Annotated in this window: 16 protein-coding genes; 11 read left to right on the top strand and 5 right to left on the bottom strand. The window is 43.3% G+C overall.

Annotated features, from left to right (window positions below; genetic code table 11):
* The first annotated feature begins 52 nt into the window (after positions 1 to 52).
* Positions 53 to 925, top strand: a complete 873-nt coding sequence (locus DWW81_RS04610; RefSeq protein WP_117896864.1) for a LysR family transcriptional regulator — start codon at positions 53 to 55, stop codon at positions 923 to 925.
* A 98-nt stretch (positions 926 to 1,023) separates the two neighbouring features.
* On the opposite strand, the gene DWW81_RS04615 is transcribed toward DWW81_RS04610, so the two are convergent.
* On the bottom strand, positions 1,024 to 1,758 hold the full coding sequence (locus DWW81_RS04615; protein ID WP_117896865.1) for a M15 family metallopeptidase: 735 nt from the start codon (positions 1,756 to 1,758) through the stop codon (positions 1,024 to 1,026).
* A 277-nt stretch (positions 1,759 to 2,035) separates the two neighbouring features.
* Here DWW81_RS04615 and DWW81_RS04620 point away from each other — a divergent pair, with 277 nt between their 5' ends.
* From DWW81_RS04620 to DWW81_RS04650, 7 genes are all read left to right on the top strand, one after another.
* On the top strand, positions 2,036 to 2,401 hold the full coding sequence (locus DWW81_RS04620) for a MerR family transcriptional regulator (RefSeq protein ID WP_117896866.1): 366 nt from the start codon (positions 2,036 to 2,038) through the stop codon (positions 2,399 to 2,401).
* Between the two features lie 162 nt (positions 2,402 to 2,563).
* Entirely contained in the window at positions 2,564 to 3,400 is an 837-nt protein-coding gene (locus tag DWW81_RS04625; protein ID WP_117896867.1) for a glycosyltransferase, read from the top strand.
* A complete protein-coding gene (locus tag DWW81_RS04630) occupies positions 3,400 to 4,524 on the top strand; it encodes a CDP-glycerol glycerophosphotransferase family protein (RefSeq protein WP_117896868.1) in 1,125 nt (374 codons plus the stop codon). Before DWW81_RS04625 ends, DWW81_RS04630 begins: the two co-directional genes overlap by 1 nt.
* A 5-nt stretch (positions 4,525 to 4,529) precedes the next feature.
* Positions 4,530 to 5,384, top strand: coding sequence for an ABC transporter permease (locus DWW81_RS04635; RefSeq protein ID WP_147339640.1), 855 nt, complete (start codon positions 4,530 to 4,532; stop codon positions 5,382 to 5,384).
* Between the two features lie 27 nt (positions 5,385 to 5,411).
* Positions 5,412 to 6,146: an ABC transporter ATP-binding protein gene (locus DWW81_RS04640; protein WP_022288484.1), complete on the top strand. Its 735-nt coding sequence runs from the start codon at positions 5,412 to 5,414 to the stop codon at positions 6,144 to 6,146.
* A gap of 177 nt (positions 6,147 to 6,323) precedes the next feature.
* Entirely contained in the window at positions 6,324 to 7,289 is a 966-nt protein-coding gene (gene prmA, locus DWW81_RS04645) for a 50S ribosomal protein L11 methyltransferase (protein WP_117859069.1), read from the top strand.
* Positions 7,290 to 7,310: 21 nt separating this feature from the next.
* Positions 7,311 to 7,649: a hypothetical protein gene (locus tag DWW81_RS04650; protein ID WP_117859067.1), complete on the top strand. Its 339-nt coding sequence runs from the start codon at positions 7,311 to 7,313 to the stop codon at positions 7,647 to 7,649.
* An 85-nt stretch (positions 7,650 to 7,734) separates the two neighbouring features.
* Here DWW81_RS04650 and spoIVA read toward each other — a convergent pair whose 3' ends face one another.
* Together spoIVA and DWW81_RS04660 are read right to left on the bottom strand one after the other, a co-directional pair.
* Positions 7,735 to 9,210, bottom strand: coding sequence for a stage IV sporulation protein A (gene spoIVA / locus DWW81_RS04655; protein WP_022288481.1), 1,476 nt, complete (start codon positions 9,208 to 9,210; stop codon positions 7,735 to 7,737).
* Between the two features lie 12 nt (positions 9,211 to 9,222).
* Positions 9,223 to 10,782 carry an SPOCS domain-containing protein gene (locus DWW81_RS04660; protein WP_117896870.1) on the bottom strand — a complete coding sequence of 520 codons (1,560 nt, stop codon included), beginning with the start codon at positions 10,780 to 10,782 and terminating at the stop codon, positions 9,223 to 9,225.
* A gap of 226 nt (positions 10,783 to 11,008) precedes the next feature.
* Here DWW81_RS04660 and DWW81_RS04665 point away from each other — a divergent pair, with 226 nt between their 5' ends.
* Both DWW81_RS04665 and DWW81_RS04670 read left to right on the top strand, forming a co-directional pair.
* Positions 11,009 to 11,797 (top strand): ZIP family metal transporter, encoded by a 789-nt coding sequence (locus DWW81_RS04665; RefSeq protein ID WP_117896871.1) that lies wholly within the window; start codon positions 11,009 to 11,011, stop codon positions 11,795 to 11,797.
* Positions 11,798 to 12,039: 242 nt separating this feature from the next.
* Positions 12,040 to 14,613: a right-handed parallel beta-helix repeat-containing protein gene (locus DWW81_RS04670; RefSeq protein WP_117896872.1), complete on the top strand. Its 2,574-nt coding sequence runs from the start codon at positions 12,040 to 12,042 to the stop codon at positions 14,611 to 14,613.
* A 78-nt stretch (positions 14,614 to 14,691) separates the two neighbouring features.
* Here DWW81_RS04670 and DWW81_RS04675 read toward each other — a convergent pair whose 3' ends face one another.
* Positions 14,692 to 15,909, bottom strand: a complete 1,218-nt coding sequence (locus tag DWW81_RS04675; protein ID WP_117896873.1) for a hypothetical protein — start codon at positions 15,907 to 15,909, stop codon at positions 14,692 to 14,694.
* Positions 15,910 to 16,061: 152 nt separating this feature from the next.
* Here DWW81_RS04675 and DWW81_RS04680 point away from each other — a divergent pair, with 152 nt between their 5' ends.
* Positions 16,062 to 16,505: a hypothetical protein gene (locus DWW81_RS04680; RefSeq protein WP_022288477.1), complete on the top strand. Its 444-nt coding sequence runs from the start codon at positions 16,062 to 16,064 to the stop codon at positions 16,503 to 16,505.
* 47 nt (positions 16,506 to 16,552) lie between these two features.
* On the opposite strand, the gene DWW81_RS04685 is transcribed toward DWW81_RS04680, so the two are convergent.
* Positions 16,553 to 17,626, bottom strand: coding sequence for a GGDEF domain-containing protein (locus DWW81_RS04685; protein ID WP_117896874.1), 1,074 nt, complete (start codon positions 17,624 to 17,626; stop codon positions 16,553 to 16,555).
* Positions 17,627 to 17,939 lie beyond the last annotated feature (313 nt).

Consider the following 17,939-nt stretch of genomic DNA (forward strand, 5'->3'; position numbering starts at 1 on the left):
TTACCGAACGAAACAATTTTCGGAAATAAACAAACATAAAGGGGCGGTTTTTGTGAATACTGTACAATTGGAGTGTTTTTTGGCTGTGGCGCAGTATCTTAACTTTTCCAAGGCGGCGGAATCTGTGAGCATCACTCAGCCTGCGGTGAGCCACCAGATAGGTTCTTTGGAGGACGAGCTAGGGGTGAAGCTTTTCGTGCGAACGAGCAAGAGCGTTTCGCTCACAAGAGAGGGTATAATGTTTATTTCAGACGCAGAGCAGATACTTAAAATAGCAGGCTCAGCAAAATTCAGGCTGTCAGAAAAGCCTGAGGACGAACCTGTGAGGATAAGCATAGGCTGTCACAATCAGGCGGAGCTGAACGTTTTGACTCCTGCCCTAAGAGAAATGTCCAGGCTTTATGATGATCTTTTGCCGTATATAGATCTTACTCCCTTCAAGTCTATAGACAATCAGCTCAAAGATCAGAAGATACAGCTTCTTCTGTCATTTAAAAGTCCTCATAAACAGCCTTTTGACTATGTGGAGCTTTGCCGCTGTCAGTTTATGTGCCTTTGCCAGAAAGATCACCCCCTTGCAAAGGCGGATAGCCTTGATGTTGACGATATCTCAGGCAGACCTATTTTTATAGAGCGCCACACCTGTCCTGATGAGATCTTTGCTTTTCAGCATAGGATACTAGCAAACGGTAAGGTGGATAAGATAATATTCTGCGGAGATTATGAAAGCGCAGTTGCAATGGCTGAAGCGGGGCTGGGGTTTATGATTTTCCCCGCCATAGGGGACGCTTACAAAGGTCCACTAAAAGCGATACCAATAAAAGGCGTGAAAGAGGTATCTTTCGGTGTCTATTATCTCAGGTCGCAGCTTGAACAGCAGGCAAAGGATATGCTGAGGATATTGAAAAAGCAGTTTGCAAAATAAAAGCACTGTATCGGTGGGTGATACAGTGCTGTGAAATATGTAGGAGCGATCTTTGACCGCCCGTATTTTTGTATATCAAACTATCGGTACACAATTTTTTATGACATATTCTGCAAATATTCTTCAAGGCAGAGGTCATTTTCATACATTTCCTTTGCCGCTTTTTCGCCAACATATCTGTAGTGCCATTCTTCTGGGATAATGCCGGTAATATCCTGCTTTTCGGCTGTGTAACGCTCTATAAAGCCATATTTGTAGCTGTTTTTGGCGAGCCAATCCCATACTTCCTGATTTGTAACTCTGCTGTCACCGCTTGCGATATCGACGCACAGACCAAGCTCGTGTTCGCTTGTGCCGGGCATCGCCACCCATTCTTCCGCATAGGCTTTCGCCTTTTTGTCGCTGTAGCCTATTTTCTGATAGTGCTCATATTTGCTCTCAAGTATGTCCTGCTGATCCTCTGCGGTGCGGAACGATGATGTGATAGTTGGATATATCCCCTGCGAGCGTGCGTCATCAAACATTTTCTGAAGCTGTGGGTAAATGCGGCAGTCCACTGCCTGACCATTGTCAAGGGCGGTGAGTATCACTGAGCAATTCTCGCATATAGGCGTGTCATTGTTCACCAATGTGAGCTGCCAGTCCTGCCGGGCATTATACTCTGCAAGCTGCGACGATGTCACGCTGTCGTCATAGGTGTATTCCACTGATGCAGGTGTGAGCTGCTTCTTGGGCTTCATATCAGGAATGTAATATCTGTATATAAGTAATGCCACAACCAAAATAATAATTGTGGTGGCGATTACGATATGCTTTTTGTTTTTATTTGTCATAATGACCGCTCCTTTGCTTTTGCTGTATCAATGATACCATAATGAAGAGGGTTTCGCATGAGTATTAGCTTAATTGTTTCATAAGATTTTCTTAATGTGTCGGACTAGCGTTAAAATATTGTCGGTGATAACAAATTTTGCATGACAATTTGTGCATATTGACGGTTTTATAGAAAAGGTCTTGACTTGGAGCTAACTCCAGGTGGTAAAATATAATTGAAAAATCAATAGGCAATATCACATAAACCCCATGTGGTGTTGTTAAAAGGAGAAAGCTATGACTATTTCTGAAGTTAGTGAGAAATTCGGACTTACACCCGACACATTGAGATATTATGAGCGTATAGGACTTATCCCGCCTGTGCCAAGAACGAAAAGCGGTCTTAGGGACTATGATGAAAGTTCATGCAATTGGATAGAGTTCATAAAGTGCATGAGAGGCGCAGGTCTGCAAATAGAAGCCCTTATCGAGTATGTTGCTTTGTATCAGCAGGGCGACAGCACTATCGAGGCAAGAAAAAATCTGCTTATCGAGCAGAGAAAAGATCTCCTTGAAAAGCAGGCTGAGATAGCTGCGACTATCGACAGACTCAACTATAAGATAGACAATTACGAAAAGATATGCGCTAAGGTCATAAAGTGACGGATAAGGTCTTGATACAAAGGACGGCAGTAAAATGCCGCCCTTTTTGTGTTGTTTTAACAGCCTTATCTGCGTTGACAAACAGCGGTTTTAATGGTATAATGGAATAGCTTACAGATTTGTGGGGATAATTTTGACAGAATGAAAAAAGGACGGTGCGCTATGGTAGTGAAAAATGTGGAGTTGCCTGAATACAGCGTGCTTATGTCTGTTTATGCAGGAGAGAAGCCTGAACATCTCAGGGCAAGTATCGAGAGTATGCTGTCACAGACCTATGTGACGAACGATTTTGTGCTTGTGTGCGATGGAAAGCTCACAAAAGAGCTTGACGAGGTCGTAGACTACTATGAGGAGAATTACGAGTGCTTTCACCCCATAAGGCTCAAGGAGAATGTTGGCACAGGAAGATGCGCCAACAGAGGTATAGACGCCTGCAAAAATGAGTATATAGTCAAAATGGACTCTGACGATATCGCTAAGCCTGACCGCTGTGAAAGGTCGCTTTATGCTATGGCGAAGCACCCTGAGATAGATATGCTTGGGGCTTATATAGACGAGTTCGACAGTCAGACGGGCGAAGTGATAGCCACAAAGAAAACGCCATTGACCAATAAAGAGATACACAAATATGCAAGACGGAGAAATCCGTTCAACAATCAGACCCTTGTTTATAAGAAATCCCGTGCTTTGAGCGTGGGAGGATACAGCAATATAAAACGCTGTGAGGACTATGAGTTCGTGGTGAAAATGCTTGCGGACGGCGCAAGGGGAATAAATCTTGACAAAACGCTTGTGATGTACAGAGTTACGGCGAACAATTATGAGAGAAGAAGAAACTGGGCGAACACAAAGTCCTTTGTGAATGTCAGGTGGAAGATATTCCGTATGGGATATTCAAACCTGTGGGACTTTATTGTTCCATGCACTTTTCAGTTTTTCATTTTCATAATGCCGAAATCGCTGACAGGCAAGATATATAAGAGGTTTCTTAGGGGATAATGGAGAGCCGCAAACGAATAATAAGACAGCACATAAAATCAGCACTGCAAAAAACGCTTTTGCCGCTGTGCTACAAGCTGTCAAAGAAAAAGGATATAGACAAAAAGCTTGTTATCCTTGCAGACCTTAACAGCGTTTCTACTCCCGAGAGCATGGAGCTTGTAAAGGCGGAGCTTGGGCTCCGTGGCTATAAGGTCAGGGAGATGTACTGTGACCTTTCAAGCTGTGGAATGGTCTCGGGGCTTAAATATATGATGAGCTTTATGAAAGCTTACGCAAATGCAAGGGCTGTGTTCATATGCAACTATTTTGTGCCTGTGACTTCCTGCAAAAAGCGTGAGGAAACCACAGTGGTTCAGCTTTGGCATTCCTGCGGAGCATTGAAAAAGTTCGGCTATGACAGCGAGGAGGATATATCTTCCCATTTCAAAGGCTCTGTTACAAGAAATTTTGACCTTATCACTGTGAGCAGTAAAGAGTGCGTAAAGGCTTTTGTGTCTGCGTTCAGGCTGAAAGAAGATATCGTAAAGCCCCTTGGCGTCAGCCGTACGGACGTGTTCTTTGATGAAAGCTACAACGAGCAGTGCAGACGTGAGTTCTTTGAGAGATATCCCGACTATAAGGGCAAGAAGATAGTGCTTTATGCGCCAACGTTCAGAGGTAATGCACTTGATTGTCACTGCGTGGGCGAGGAGTATGCCGCAGAGCTTGAAAAAAAGCTTGGGGAGGCTTGGAAAGTCATTATAAAAATGCACCCCAGACTTCACAGCGGGCTGACTAACTGCGATATTGCTACAAACAGGATCATGCCTGTGGCAGACGTGCTTGTGACGGACTATTCGTCGCTTGTGTTCGAGTATGCACTGTATAAAAAGCCGTGGGTGATATTTGCCCCTGATATTGAGAGCTACAGCAAGGGCAGAAGCTTTTATCTTGATTATAAAACAGACATGCCTGCGCCTTTGGTGACGGAGGGAGAGAAACTTGCACAGGCTGTGCTTGACAGTGAAAAGAGCTTTGACCGTGAGGGTGTGGAGCGTTTCACGGAAAAATATATGTCTGCCTGCGACGGCAGGTCAACGGAAAGAATAATCGACAGCGCTTTGGAAAAAGAGCGTTTTTGACGGAGATGATAAAAATAGAAGGAAAAAAGTTTGATTGGTTCGGGCTTACCCAGATATTGAAGGAGCATAAGGGAAAGCTCAGACAGATAAGAATGTTGTCGGTGAACGAACTGAAAAAGAAGTATAAGGGTGCGGCGCTTGGCCCATTGTGGGCGCTTATAAAGCCGACCTTTACCCTGTTTATACTGTGGTTTGCCTTTGAGATAGGTTTAAAAAGAAACGGTGGAGTGCATTTCATTAACGGAAAGTACACTCAGTTCGTTTTCATGCTCACCGGCTATGTGCCGTGGTTTTATATTTCAGAATGTATCGTTGGAGGATCAAGGTCAATAAGAAGCAACAAGCAGTTTGTAACAAAGCTGTCCTTCCCTGTTTCAAATATCATGACCTTTACCTCACTTTCGGGACTTTATATCCACATTTTGCTGTGTGCTATAATGTATGTGGTGTTGCTGTGTTTGGGCTTTGGACCGAGTATTTACAATCTTCAGTTTATCTATTATGCGCTGATGATGTATTTTTTCTTCCTTGTGCTTTCGTGGATGACTGCTCCTCTCAGTGCGTTCAGCAAGGATTTTGAAAATCTTATAAACTCTATTATAACAGGACTTTTCTGGCTTTCGGGTATATTCTGGAACACATATGATATCTCACCTTTGTGGCTGAGAAAGCTTATGTATTTCAACCCTATAAACTATTTTGTAAACGGCTATAGAAAGAGCTTTCTTACAGACACGTTTATTTTTGATTCTAACTATACCACCGAAACTATGGTGTTCTATGCGGAGTTTATCTTTATGATATTCCTCGGAGCGCACACCTATAAGAAGTTCAGGAAGATACTTCCTGACGTTCTGTAACAAAGGCTGAAAGGAACTGACTTTTAAATGGAAAATCAAGCGACTGAGCCAATTATTGAATTTTTGGACGTAAAAAAAGAATACTTTTTATATAAAAACGAAAAGGCGCGTTTTAAGGCTATTTTCACAAAAAACAGGGGAGTAAAGAAGCACCCTGCCCTTAAAGGCGTGAGCTTCAAGATATACCCAGGCGAGTCTGTGGGAATTATCGGAAAGAACGGTGCAGGAAAATCGACCATTCTGAAAATGATAACAGGCGTAAGCTTTCCAAACAGTGGCACTATCACTGTAAGAGGAAAGGTTGCCGCATTGCTTGAGCTTACAGCAGGCTTTTCACTGGATATGACGGGTATGGAAAATATCTATCTAAAGGGCTATCTGCTTGGTCTTAATGACGATCAGATAAAGGAGATAGAGCAGGATATAATTGATTTTGCAGATCTTGGAGAGTATATCGACCAGCCTGTAAGAACATATTCAAGCGGAATGAAAATGCGTCTTGGCTTTGCTATCAATATAAATATCAAGCCTGATATCCTCGTTGTTGACGAGGCACTGAGCGTTGGCGACGCAGACTTTCAGAAGAAGTGCCGTGACAAGATAAATGATGTTATCTCCACTGGTGTAACGGTACTGTTCGTTTCCCACTCACGCAAGGCTATCGAGGAAACTTGCACAAGGGCGATATTCCTAAAAGACGGCAAGGTGCAGGTGGACGGCACTGTTGAGGAAGCCTTTGACGCTTACGATAAGAAAAAATGATCATGAAAGCTTTTCGTTTTTTGACGGGAAGCTTTTTGTTTGCACTTAATATGGTTGATATTTGATAAGTATATACAATTATCAATATTTAATTTTGTATAATAAATCATAGTCAAAAAGCTTTACAAAATCGCAAAAATGTGTTATAATAAGATATTATCGAAAGGAATTGATATTATGAATTGGGTTGAAATGGATATATATACCACAACAGAAGGCATCGAAGCAGTAACGGGAAGTCTGCTTGGAATGGGTATAAACGGCTTTGTTATCAAGGATGCAAAGGATTTTCAGGACTTTCTTGATGACAAGGACGGCAACTGGGATTATATAGATGATGACCTTATGGGTCTTAAAAACTGTGAAACTACAGTGACAGTTTATCTCCCTGAGAACGCTCAGGGTCTTGAAAATCTTGAAGCTATGAAGCTGGAGCTTAAAGCGCTCAAAAAGCGTGACGTGAACAATGAGTTCGGCAGGCTTGAATATGAGCTTAAAAACGTCAAGGAAGAGGACTGGGCGAACAACTGGAAGCAGTATTTCAAGCCCCTTTGCGTTGGCGAAAAGCTTCTTATAAAGCCGTCTTGGGAAAAGGTCGCTGAAGGTGAAAAGAGAAAGATACTGGAAATAGACCCTGCCTCATCTTTCGGCACAGGTCAGCATAACACAACCCAGCTTTGTCTGGAGCTTGTGGAGAAAAATCTCCATGAGGGCGACAGTATACTTGACCTTGGGTGCGGAAGCGGAATACTTTCTATCGGCGCATTGCTCCTTGGTGCTGAAAGTGCAACAGCGGTGGACGTTGACGAAAATTCTGTTAAGATAGCAAAGGAAAATGCAGAGAAAAACCATATAAATGCAGAAAAGTATACAGCTTACTGCGGAAATATCATAGACGATAAGGCTCTGGTGGAGCAGATAGGCACAGGCTATGACCTGCTTTGTGCAAATATCGTGGCAGATGTTCTTATAGGCATGAGCGGGATTTTCGGCGGATTTATCAAAGACGGCGGAACGCTTATAGTTTCAGGTATAATCGACCAGAGAAAAGACGAGGTGCTTGACAGGCTTAAAGCAGAGGGCTTTGAGCTTATTGAGATAAGAGAAAAAGAAGACTGGGTGGCTGCGTCATTCAGGAAATAAGAGATGAAAGGACGGATCAAAATGCAGTTATTGTTTTTGGTTATCAAGAGAATCGAGTTAGTAGACGAAATCATGCGTTCGCTGGCACAGGCAGGAATAAGGGGCGGAACGATCATTGACAGCGTGGGAATGGCGAAATCTATTTCTACAATGGATAATCTGCCTATGATCGGCGTTCTGAGATCTATTCTCAGCGGCGAGGATGCTGCACAGAAGGGCAAGACAATTTTCGTTGCCGTTGCAGACGATCAGGTAGATGTTGCAAGAAAGGCGATAACTGATGTTACAGGCGACCTTTCACAGCCTAACGCAGGCGTGCTTTTCGGTGTGCCGATCAGCTTTGCAGAGGGCGTGAATTAACACTTTATACAAGATAAAAAGCGTTGCACTTTTCACAGTGTAACGCTTTTTTTGGTGGATCAGTTTATTTTCATTTATGAAACTCTTAGAGAATAAAACAGATAAGTCCCGAACAGCCCTCGTTTATCATGCGCTCAATAGTTTCTTTTATCTTCATGCGTGCGTCCTCAGGAAGCTTTGAAAGCTTTGTGTGCAGACCCTCGCTCACAAGCTCGTGGAGTGACTTGCCGAAAATGTTTGACTCCCATATCTTTTCAGGTGATTCCTCAAAATCGTTGAGCATATAAAGCACAAGCTCCTCAGATTGCTTTTCTGAGCCGACGATAGGTGCGACCTCGGTGTTGATAGTGGTTTTCAGAAGGTGAATAGCTGGTGCGGCGGCTTTGAGCCTTACGCCGTATTTTCCACCCTGCTTTATTATCTCAGGCTCATCAAGGGTCAGCTCGTTCATTTCAGGCATAACGATGCCGTAGCCTGTTTTCTCCATTTCATCAAGGGCAGAGCTGAATTTCGAGAAACGCTCTTTTATCTTCACAAGCTCCAGAATTCTCGGCATAAGGTCGTTTTCGTCCTTTATCTCAAGCCCTGTGGCTTCGCCTATTATCCTGAAAAACAGCGCAGGGTCAAGCTCCACCTTTATGACAGCCGAGCCTTTTCCAAGGTCTATCTCAGCCACCGAACCAGATGATACCTGCTCACAGCAGCATATCTTTTCGGCACAGTCTGAAATGTCACGAAGATTTGTCACAGCCGAAGCCGCTTCCTTGATATGTCCGAAAACCGCTTCTTTCAGCCAGTGACCCTTGTCAAGAGAGTTTATCCATGAGGGCATTGAGATGTTTATCTCTTTCACAGGGAAAGAGTATAGCAGAAGCGTAAGTATCTCTTTTATCTCTTTTTCCGAAAGCTCCAAACAGTTTATAGGCATAACTGTAGTGCCGTATTTGTCGGAAAGCTGTTCGCAAAGGTCTTTTGTCTGCTGAGAGTAAGGCTCAGTGGTGTTCATAAGCACCACAAACGGCTTGCCTATCTGCTTCAGCTCGTCGATTATACGCTCCTCACATTCCTCGTATTCTTCACGGGGCAGGTCGGTGATACTGCCGTCTGTTGTCACCACAAGACCTATGGTGGAATGTTCTGTTATGACCTTTTGCGTTCCCACCTCAGCCGCCATGTTGAAAGGTACTTCCGTGTCAAACCACGGCGTGACCACCATTCTCGGGGCTTCATTCTCTATGTAGCCTATGGCGCTTGGGATTATGTATCCCACACAGTCTATCATTCGCACGTTGAAGCTTGCTCCGCCCTCTAGGGTGATGTTCACAGCTTCCTCAGGAATGAACTTAGGCTCAGTGGTCATGATAGTCTTGCCTGCGGAGGACTGGGGCAGTTCATCAATGGCACGCTCCTTGCGGTAGTCGCTTTCAATGTTCGGTATAACGAACTGCTCCATGAACTGTTTTATAAAGGTGGATTTTCCAGTGCGGACAGGGCCTACAACGCCTATATAGATATCGCCCCCCGTCCGTGTGGCAATGTCGGTGTAAATATCGTTTTTCATGTGTCTGTCCTCCTAGTTCATTAATGGGATAAGCAACATTCCCTGTTTTGATATTTTATCGTCGGTAAGCTCGTTTTCTTCAAGTATGGCTGTTATGGAAGTTGAATACTTTTTCGCTATCTCCCAGATGTCGTCGCTCTCATTGCAGTAGCATATTTTCAGAGCGTATTTGTCATTTTTCTCTTTCGGCTTATCTGTGAGTACCCTAAGCTCTGATATCATAGTCCCTGTCTGCTGAATAGTCATTTCGCCGCCTATCTTGATATCGGCTTTAAGCTCCGCTGTTGCTTCGTCTGCAAGATAGTATGTGCAGTTTTCTATGCACAGGTCAGGGGATATGGATATCTCACCATTGACATTCTCCGGAAGGGGTATCTCATGCTCAAAAGGCGAATCGTTTTCAAGATAAAGGGGAGTGCCGTCCTCGTTCCTGCCGATAATACAGAACGTCACGCTTCCTGAAATGATAAAGGCTTTCTTTTCCTCGTCAAGCCTTGATGTCACATTGGAAAGGGTCGCCCAACTGTCGTGAACACAGCGTATCTCGCCATCCTGGCAGGAAAGCTTTGCAGTAACACTGTGGCTGTCAGATATCTTTATGCTTTCGCTGTCAAGCTTGCTTTCACACCTTTCAGCCTCGCACTCAAAGCAGGTGGAATATGCGTCTGTGACGATCTCACAGGTGGAAAGCTTTTTGGCAACGCAGTTCACAAGAAGCACAAGCTCACATTCAAGTGTGCCGGAATCGTCAGACTTTGGTATGATATCACAGCCTGCAGGGGTTATCCTCACATCTGCGGTGAAAGTATCGTCAATGCCGTCTATGTCGATTATCTGTGAGAACGGCAGAGTAAACCGCATTGTTTCAGCGGTTTCTTCTCCATCGGTAGTTACGCAGGAGTAAAGCATCATTATCTCAGCGTCGCCCTTTGTCACAAGCTTGCCTGCTATCATTTTGTGTTCCTGTGGGATAATGCGGCAATCTGTCCGCAGGATAGTGCCAACAGGGGCTTTTGCCGCAGAAAGCTGCAATTCCTCTATTAGTGTGATACGCTTTGCTGCGGTAAGACGTTTTGCAGGGTATGTAACAGCCGCCTTTTTAAGCTGAATTCCGCAGCCGAATGCGTCTGTGACTATAGGCACAGTTACTTCGCCCGTCACCTTTGCGTGGATAGTTACAGCACCCCTGATATCAAGTCTGCGCTGATTTACCACACGGCAGTTGACATAATCGCATTTTGGCGTGAGCCATATCATAGGGTCGCCGCAATCCCCTTGCAGGTCGAAAGACTTTGTGTAGTTCATTTTCTGCTCGATGCAGTTTATCCGCTTGTCATTCTGGCTGATGTAAAGCACCCTGATAAGTGCCGCCATGTCAAAGCTGAGCTTTCCGCCGTTTATGGAATGGCTCTGTACTGTTGGTGTGATAACGCATTTTAGTACCCTGAAAATATCGGGATAATAGTCGGGCAGCAGAAAATCCTTTTCCACAGCCTGCTCGCAGGAGGCGTCAAGGATAGTCCGTGTCATTGACAGCATCTCTCTGTTAAGCTTAAGATCCATAGTGTTCATCTTGTCTGTTTCCTCCTAAAAATAAACTGATCATACGATCGTAAAGGGCTTGTAATGCCCTGCTGAGAACATTATATTCACTTGGGACGGGTCATATTCTGAAAATCTCAGACAAATTTAATGTATTTTGTCGGCAGAGGCTTTTTCACACAGCGTAAAGGCTTTTCATAGACTAAGATATGTCATTGTATCTGACATAATACTGTCTGAAAGGAAACATAATAGTATGAATGGTCTACTTTGGGCTGCGGCAGGCACGGGCTTTACATTCTCTATGACGACGTTAGGTGCGGCTGTAGTCTTTTTCATGAGAAAAGAGGGGCAGAGCGAAAAGGTGCAGAAAGCCTTTTTAGGCTTTGCCGCAGGCGTTATGATAGCCGCAAGCGTGTGGAGCTTGCTTATCCCTGCCATAAACGAGGCGGAAGCTCTCGGCAGGATAGGCTGGATACCTGCCGCAGGGGGCTTTGCACTAGGCGTGCTGTTTCTTATGGTGCTTGACAAGGCAATGCCTTATTTTCTACCTGAGCCTGAAAGGGAAGAGGGCGTCCGCAGGGGTCTAAAGCGTTCGGGAATGCTTATTTTCGCTATCACACTGCACAATATCCCTGAGGGCATGGCAGTAGGTCTTGCCTTTGCACTGGCGGCACATAATGACAGCTCGGTACTGCTGGCTTCTGCTATCGCACTTGCCATAGGCATGGGAATACAGAACTTTCCGGAGGGTGCGGCTATCGCACTGCCTCTGAGACAATCGGGCATGGGCAGGGCGAAAGCTTTCGGCCTTGGCACTCTTTCAGGAATTGTTGAGCCTGTTTTCGGACTTCTCACCGTTCTTGCCGCAGGTGCTGTCCAACCGCTTCTTCCGTGGCTTCTTGCCTTTGCCGCAGGAGCAATGCTCTATGTGGTGGTGGAGGAGCTTATCCCCGAAGCACATCTGGGGGAAGGTCACATGGGAACAGTTGGCGTAATGCTGGGCTTCTTGCTTATGATGATACTGGATGTGGCACTGGGATAAAAAGACGTATTTGTAAAAAGCTGCGGAGGAACTTTTCACCGCAGCTTTTTATGGTGATAACGCACAAGTATCGTGCGCTGACTTTGTGAGTTATTGCTTTCGTCTTTTTGACGTTTTTCGGTTGACAAATGGGGCGTGATTTGGTATAATTGAATATGTGTAAAATATGTTCTGCAAAAAAAGATAAAAGGAACAAAAAGAGAGCAGCGATAACCCCAAGACAACGAAAGGACAGATGAGAATTGACAAAGATAACTCGCACCTTTATTGCCTTTGCAGCGGCGTGTTTACTCGCCATTATGCTTATGACAGTAAGGTGCTTTGCTTATGATTATTCCACTATCACCGGCACAAAAGCCAGTGGAGCGGAAATAAGCGGATATTCGGGAGCGCTTGAAGTGAATGTTGTTGACTTCGGCGCAGACAAAAAGGGAAAGAAAGACTCCTCAAAGGCGATACAGAAAGCCCTTGACTATGCCATTGACAACGGCTCAAACTCTGTGCAGATAAAGGTCGTTGTGCCAAAAGGCAAATACAGGATAGACAAGCTTTTGGAGATATATTCAAACACTTGGCTGTATCTTGAGGACGGAGCGACTATTGTCAGAAATTTTGACAAGGGCTGTATGATAAAGAACGCTCAGGCAAATGGTGCAGGCGGATATGGCAGCGAGAGAAATATCGTTATCGAGGGAGGCTGTTGGGACGGCAACCCTTCGTCTACTTCAAGACCATTTTCTAATATGAGATTTGGTCACATGAAAAACCTTTGGATAAAGAACGTTGAGATAAAAAACAATTACAATGGTCATCATGTTGAGATAGGCGGTGTAAAGGGCATCACTATTGAGGATTGCGATTTTCATGGTTATACGGGAACATTTCAGAAAGAGGCTATACAGCTGGATACCATAAGTAACAGTGATGTTTTCCCGGCATATGAGCCTTTTGATGATACCCCTTGCGACAATGCTGTAATAAAGAACAACAAATTCCATGACCTTATAAGAGGTCTTGGCTCACATTCAGCTTGTCTTGGTGTATATTATACTAATACACTTATATCAGGCAACTCATTTTATAATATGAGCGGAACGGCTATCGTACTTATTAATCATAAAAAATGTATAATCGAAAACAACACTATGAAAAACGTTGGCTGTGCCATAGATTTCAAGTACATGACCGATTATGAAAATGCAAATTTCCATGTGCCTAATTCAGGCTATGCAGGCATAAAGGATCGTCTTGACGATAATGCCAACACCATAATAAGAAATAACGACATAACCGTTGTGGGTACATATTATTATCCGGAGCCGTATGCGATACAGATATTCGGCAAAAAGCTTGAAAAGTCATATTCACACCCTGATTACAACTACACTGTAAAGGGCGTGAAGATAGTAGACAACACTATAAAAACAGCTGGTTCGGCAGTAAGGCTCACGGACGTTTCGGGAATTTTCATAGGTTCTAATGATATAAGCTATGACTATGACAGATATAATTATTCCATGGATCTTATATGGCTCAGTGAATCGTCACAGGTGACTGTGACCAAAAATAAGCTTACAGGCACAAAGCAGAACAGCGTTTATATAAGCGGTGGTTCAGGCAATGAGGTAAGCTCAAATACCATTAAAAAGCCAGGCGTGTCGGGAGTTTATGTTTCAGGCGGTTCTGATAAAAATACCATATCAGGCAATACTATAACCTCCGCAGGCTCCAACGGCATAAAGATAACCAAAGAATCTAAGGCAGATGTGAGAAAAAACACGGTTAAGAAGTCTAAAAATCACGGACTTATATTCACTGGCGGAAGCGGTAAGGCTTCTGACAATATCCTTGAAGAAAACGGTCTAAGCGGTCTTATGGCTGACAACAGCGCTTCTGTGGAGTTTTTCAACAACACCTGCAATAAAAATAAAGGCTACGGAATAAAAGCTAATAAGAAATCTCAGGTTAAAATAAGCGGAAACAGCTTTGCTGACAACAGCAAGGGCGATATTTACGTCACAGGCAGTGCGGCAGTGCTTCTGAACGCGCCTGATAACGTAAAGTCGCAGGATATCTGCTCTGATAAGCTCACTTTAACATGGGACGAGGTGTCGCAGGCTGACGGCTATTATGTTTACAGAAAGACCGACGCTGAGGATGCAGAGTTTGAGCAGATAGCTACTGTAACAGACGGCACTTCATTTACAGACTATGGACTTGTTCCAAAAACAAGATATGTTTATAAAGTAACAGCTTTTCTTGATACTGTTGACAGTGTCCAAGAGGGAAGCGACAGTGCGGATATGAGCATAAAAACAAAGCTTACTATTGTGGGCTGTACCACAAATATGCGTGGCTCTATGTCATACACTGGCAAGGAGAGAACACAGATATTTGACGTTTTTGTTGGCGGCGAAACACTTATTCCTGACGTTGATTACAGAACAGTTTACTCTGACAACGTGAACGTTGGAACTGCAAAGGTGACGGTTATAGGCATGGGTCAGTATTGCGACTCGGCTGATTTTCAGTTTGACATAACACTAAAGTCTGATAATGTAATGGTCATAAAGCCGCAGGAGCTTAACAGCAGGTCTATCGTTTCGGGCAATCCTACAATGAAAGCCCAGGGCTATGAGGTAGCAGAAACGGTCAAGGATAAGCTTGACCACACATCTCACAGCGAGCCTGCCATAGTGGTGAACTACAATTCACCTTCACAGGTCATTGCAAAGGCGAGAGCAGATATGCTGGATCTTAGAGTGCGCTCATATCGTGAGCTTACAGGGGAAACTATTTACGGCGCTTGGCTGTAAAATATAAAAATTGGCATAATAAAACACGGCTGATATTTTTTTTCAGCCGTGTTTTTTTTGTATGTCTTTATTCTTTCCTTACTGTGGTGTCTGCTGAACGTCCTGCATTTGCGGAGCAAAATTTGCAAGGGAATAGAGCCTGTTCATGAAATCACCGTCAACCAAGAGTTTGTTCACGAGAACTTTTGTGTCAGGGTTCTTGTTCTTAGGGTTGATCGTCTGCTGATAAACTGTTAGATAATTCTCATTGCCTGACTTGCTCACATAGCAATCTATCACCATATATGTAGGCAGGAATTGAGTAACAGCCGTCTGATAATCAAAAAGCGTGTAAGGGCTTTGCTCCATTGAAACCTTAAATGACTTTATGTCCTCAGGCACCATGAATTTGTATGCACCCTTGAGGCTTTTGTATTCTGCCCAATCGTCCTCAGACTCTATAAAAGGCTCTTTTGACTTGATTCTCACGCCGCCCACAAGGAAAGCCAGCAGAAGGATAAATTCGCTGCCCCATACTATCCACAGGATCGTGCCGTTCACAAGCGAGCCGTTATCTCTTGATGAATGTGATGACTTGTAAGACCAGCGACCCTCCTTGTTGATAGACTTTATATCATTCCAAAGGTCAGATGGGTGTGCGATTATGTCAAAAAGGCCTGTCTTGTCATACTTTCTGAAATCGTAGGTGTAGTCATATGCGTTCATGGTGTATGACTTTTCAAGGCTTTTCTGTGCGGATTTTTTATCCTTGCCAAGAAGCTTGTCAAGCTCGAAAAACTGCCATACAGACTTTTTCTGCATGGTGGCAATGTCCTCGTCTGAAAAATCGCCTGTTGAATCGTTGCTGAAAAGATCATATGCCTTGGTCTGGTGATAAAAGTCATAATAATCACCGAAGCCGTCTGTGTTTTCATCGAAAAGCATATTCAGCTCGTCATAATAATCATAGGCTGTGTATTCACCCATAAGCTCATAGCCATATTTTTTCAGATCGTTGTAATCATACAGCGCCCATTTAAAATATGAGGCAAATAAAAAGCCCACCACTGCACAGGCAACTGCCACAACTGTGTTTCGCATTTTGAATGCTCTGACTATCTTTCCTCCCACAAAGCCAAGTGCGCATGACACCGCTATCGCAGCGATAACATTGAGATAGATGATAGTGCACCAGCCCTCAAAAAGCAGATAGAGCCAGAAAAGCAATCCGCCGCATACTGCCGTTGCAAGCACCATGAGCACTGCTCCAACTGGGCTGAATTTGCCCGACTCTTTGTAATGTTTGTGTTCTCCCATTTAAAATACCCCCTTATATACTTCAGGCGTAAGCCATGAAGAAATTATATCACAAATTTAAAGATTTTTCAATGGTTTTAGCTGAATTTATGCAGGCATAAAGAAAAATTTTTGTGGAAAACTATTTGCAGTTATGAAAGGAGCGAACTTAGATGATAGAAAAGGATACAATAAAGCTTCTCAGGGAGTGCGATGCAGGAATAAAAATGGGCGTGCAGTCTATTGAGGATTCGCTGAAATACACTTCAAACGGAGAGCTAAAGCGAACGTTAGAGAAAAATCTTGCAGGGCATGTGGAGATACAAGAGAAGCTTCAGGGACTTTTAAATTCATATCATGACAGCGGAAAAGAGCCGCCTGCTATGGCAAAGGGCATGGCATGGCTTAAAACCAACTTCAAGCTTGCGGCAGAGAGCAGTGACGACGCTGTGGCAGATTTTATAACAGACGGCTGTAATATGGGCGTGAAGTCCCTGTCTGGTTATCTCAACAATTATAAGGCGGCAGACGAGAAGTCCAAGAACATTGCCAAGGAGCTTATATGTCTTGAGGAACGCCTTTCTGTAGACATGAGAGGATATCTCTCTGCAAAATAGGCATGAAAATGGCAGCCGTGGAGTTTTTCCTACACGACTGCCTTATCTTATTTAGATACAACGCAGTTTTTGCCCTGATTTTTGCCCTTGTATAGCAGCTTATCCACTTTTGAGATACCCTCGTCATAGTTTTCGTTCGGAGTCACTGAGTAAACTCCAAAAGTCATGGATATATTGAAACTTCGAGAATTTTCCTTAAATGTACACTCATGTATTTTCTGGCAAATGCTCTTTGCTATCTTCTCACAGCTTTCTGTGTCTGTATTTGGGACAACGAATAGTATTTCCTCACCGCCCCAACGGCACACATAGCCCTCGCTAGGCACGTTTCCAGCTATAACATCTGATACCGCTCTAAGTACCTTGTCACCGACTTCGTGACCATATGTGTCATTAACGTGCTTGAAATCATCGATATCGCCCAAACACATAGAATATACGCTGTTTGTCCTGCGGCTGTTGCTTTCTATCTTTTTGATAAAATCCATCATGGCACGGCGGTTGAAAAGCTGAGTGAGTGGGTCGATAGTGGCAAGCTTTTGAAGCTTTTCGTTCTGTGCTTTTGCTTCACGCTTGTTATGCTCATTTGTGAAAATGTATATGGAAGATACATAGATAATTATAATAAAGCTGCATAGAGTATTGTAAATGTATAAGATATTCTCTCTGCTGGTATCAAAGCTGTAAGGTGCGACCCTGTTTGTGACTATGATACGCATGACTATGAACACAACAACATCAAAGGACGAAAGTATATATGGTATCGCTTTCCTGTTTTGTGCAATGAAAAATGGAATAGGTATTATACACAGCATTATCTGCGTAAATCCTGCTGACCAGCCTATGTAATAAGCACCCATGCAGGCGTGTACTATTATCTCGCCAAGCACAAGGTAAGTAAATGACATTTTGTCTATCTTCTTAAAATGAAGCAGGAAATACATCACTGCATAGAATGCTACGCTGAAATAGTTATAATATACCATTTGGTATACTCCAAACCGATAAAACAGCACAAGATATATTATATGACCTAACAGCAGTATGATATCACCATAGCGATATATTTCCTCTGCGGTGAACATTCCCGCAAAGAGGTTTATTTCTTTTTTTATTTTCATACATTTGTTTCTTTCTTTGATATTTGGTTTGGTGTTATAAACAAAATCACTTTGCTTTAATAAACATATTATATACTATTTTAAACGTTTTTGCAAGACTAAATTTGTACAAATTATCATGATGAATTTTGTAGGTGCTAGCCTAAAAAGTGCGAAAAATGGCACTTTTTTGTTGCTTTTCATAGAGTGCGTAAATCATATTATATTGATATGAACAATATGAAAAAATATAGTGAAAAAAATATTGCCGACAAGCCATGGTGTAGGTTTGTCAATCATATTGGACACTATTATTAAGAAATTCGATAGGCGA

The organism is Ruminococcus sp. AF17-1AC (assembly GCF_003461385.1).
GTDB classification, from domain to species: Bacteria; Bacillota; Clostridia; order Oscillospirales; family Ruminococcaceae; genus Hominimerdicola; species Hominimerdicola aceti.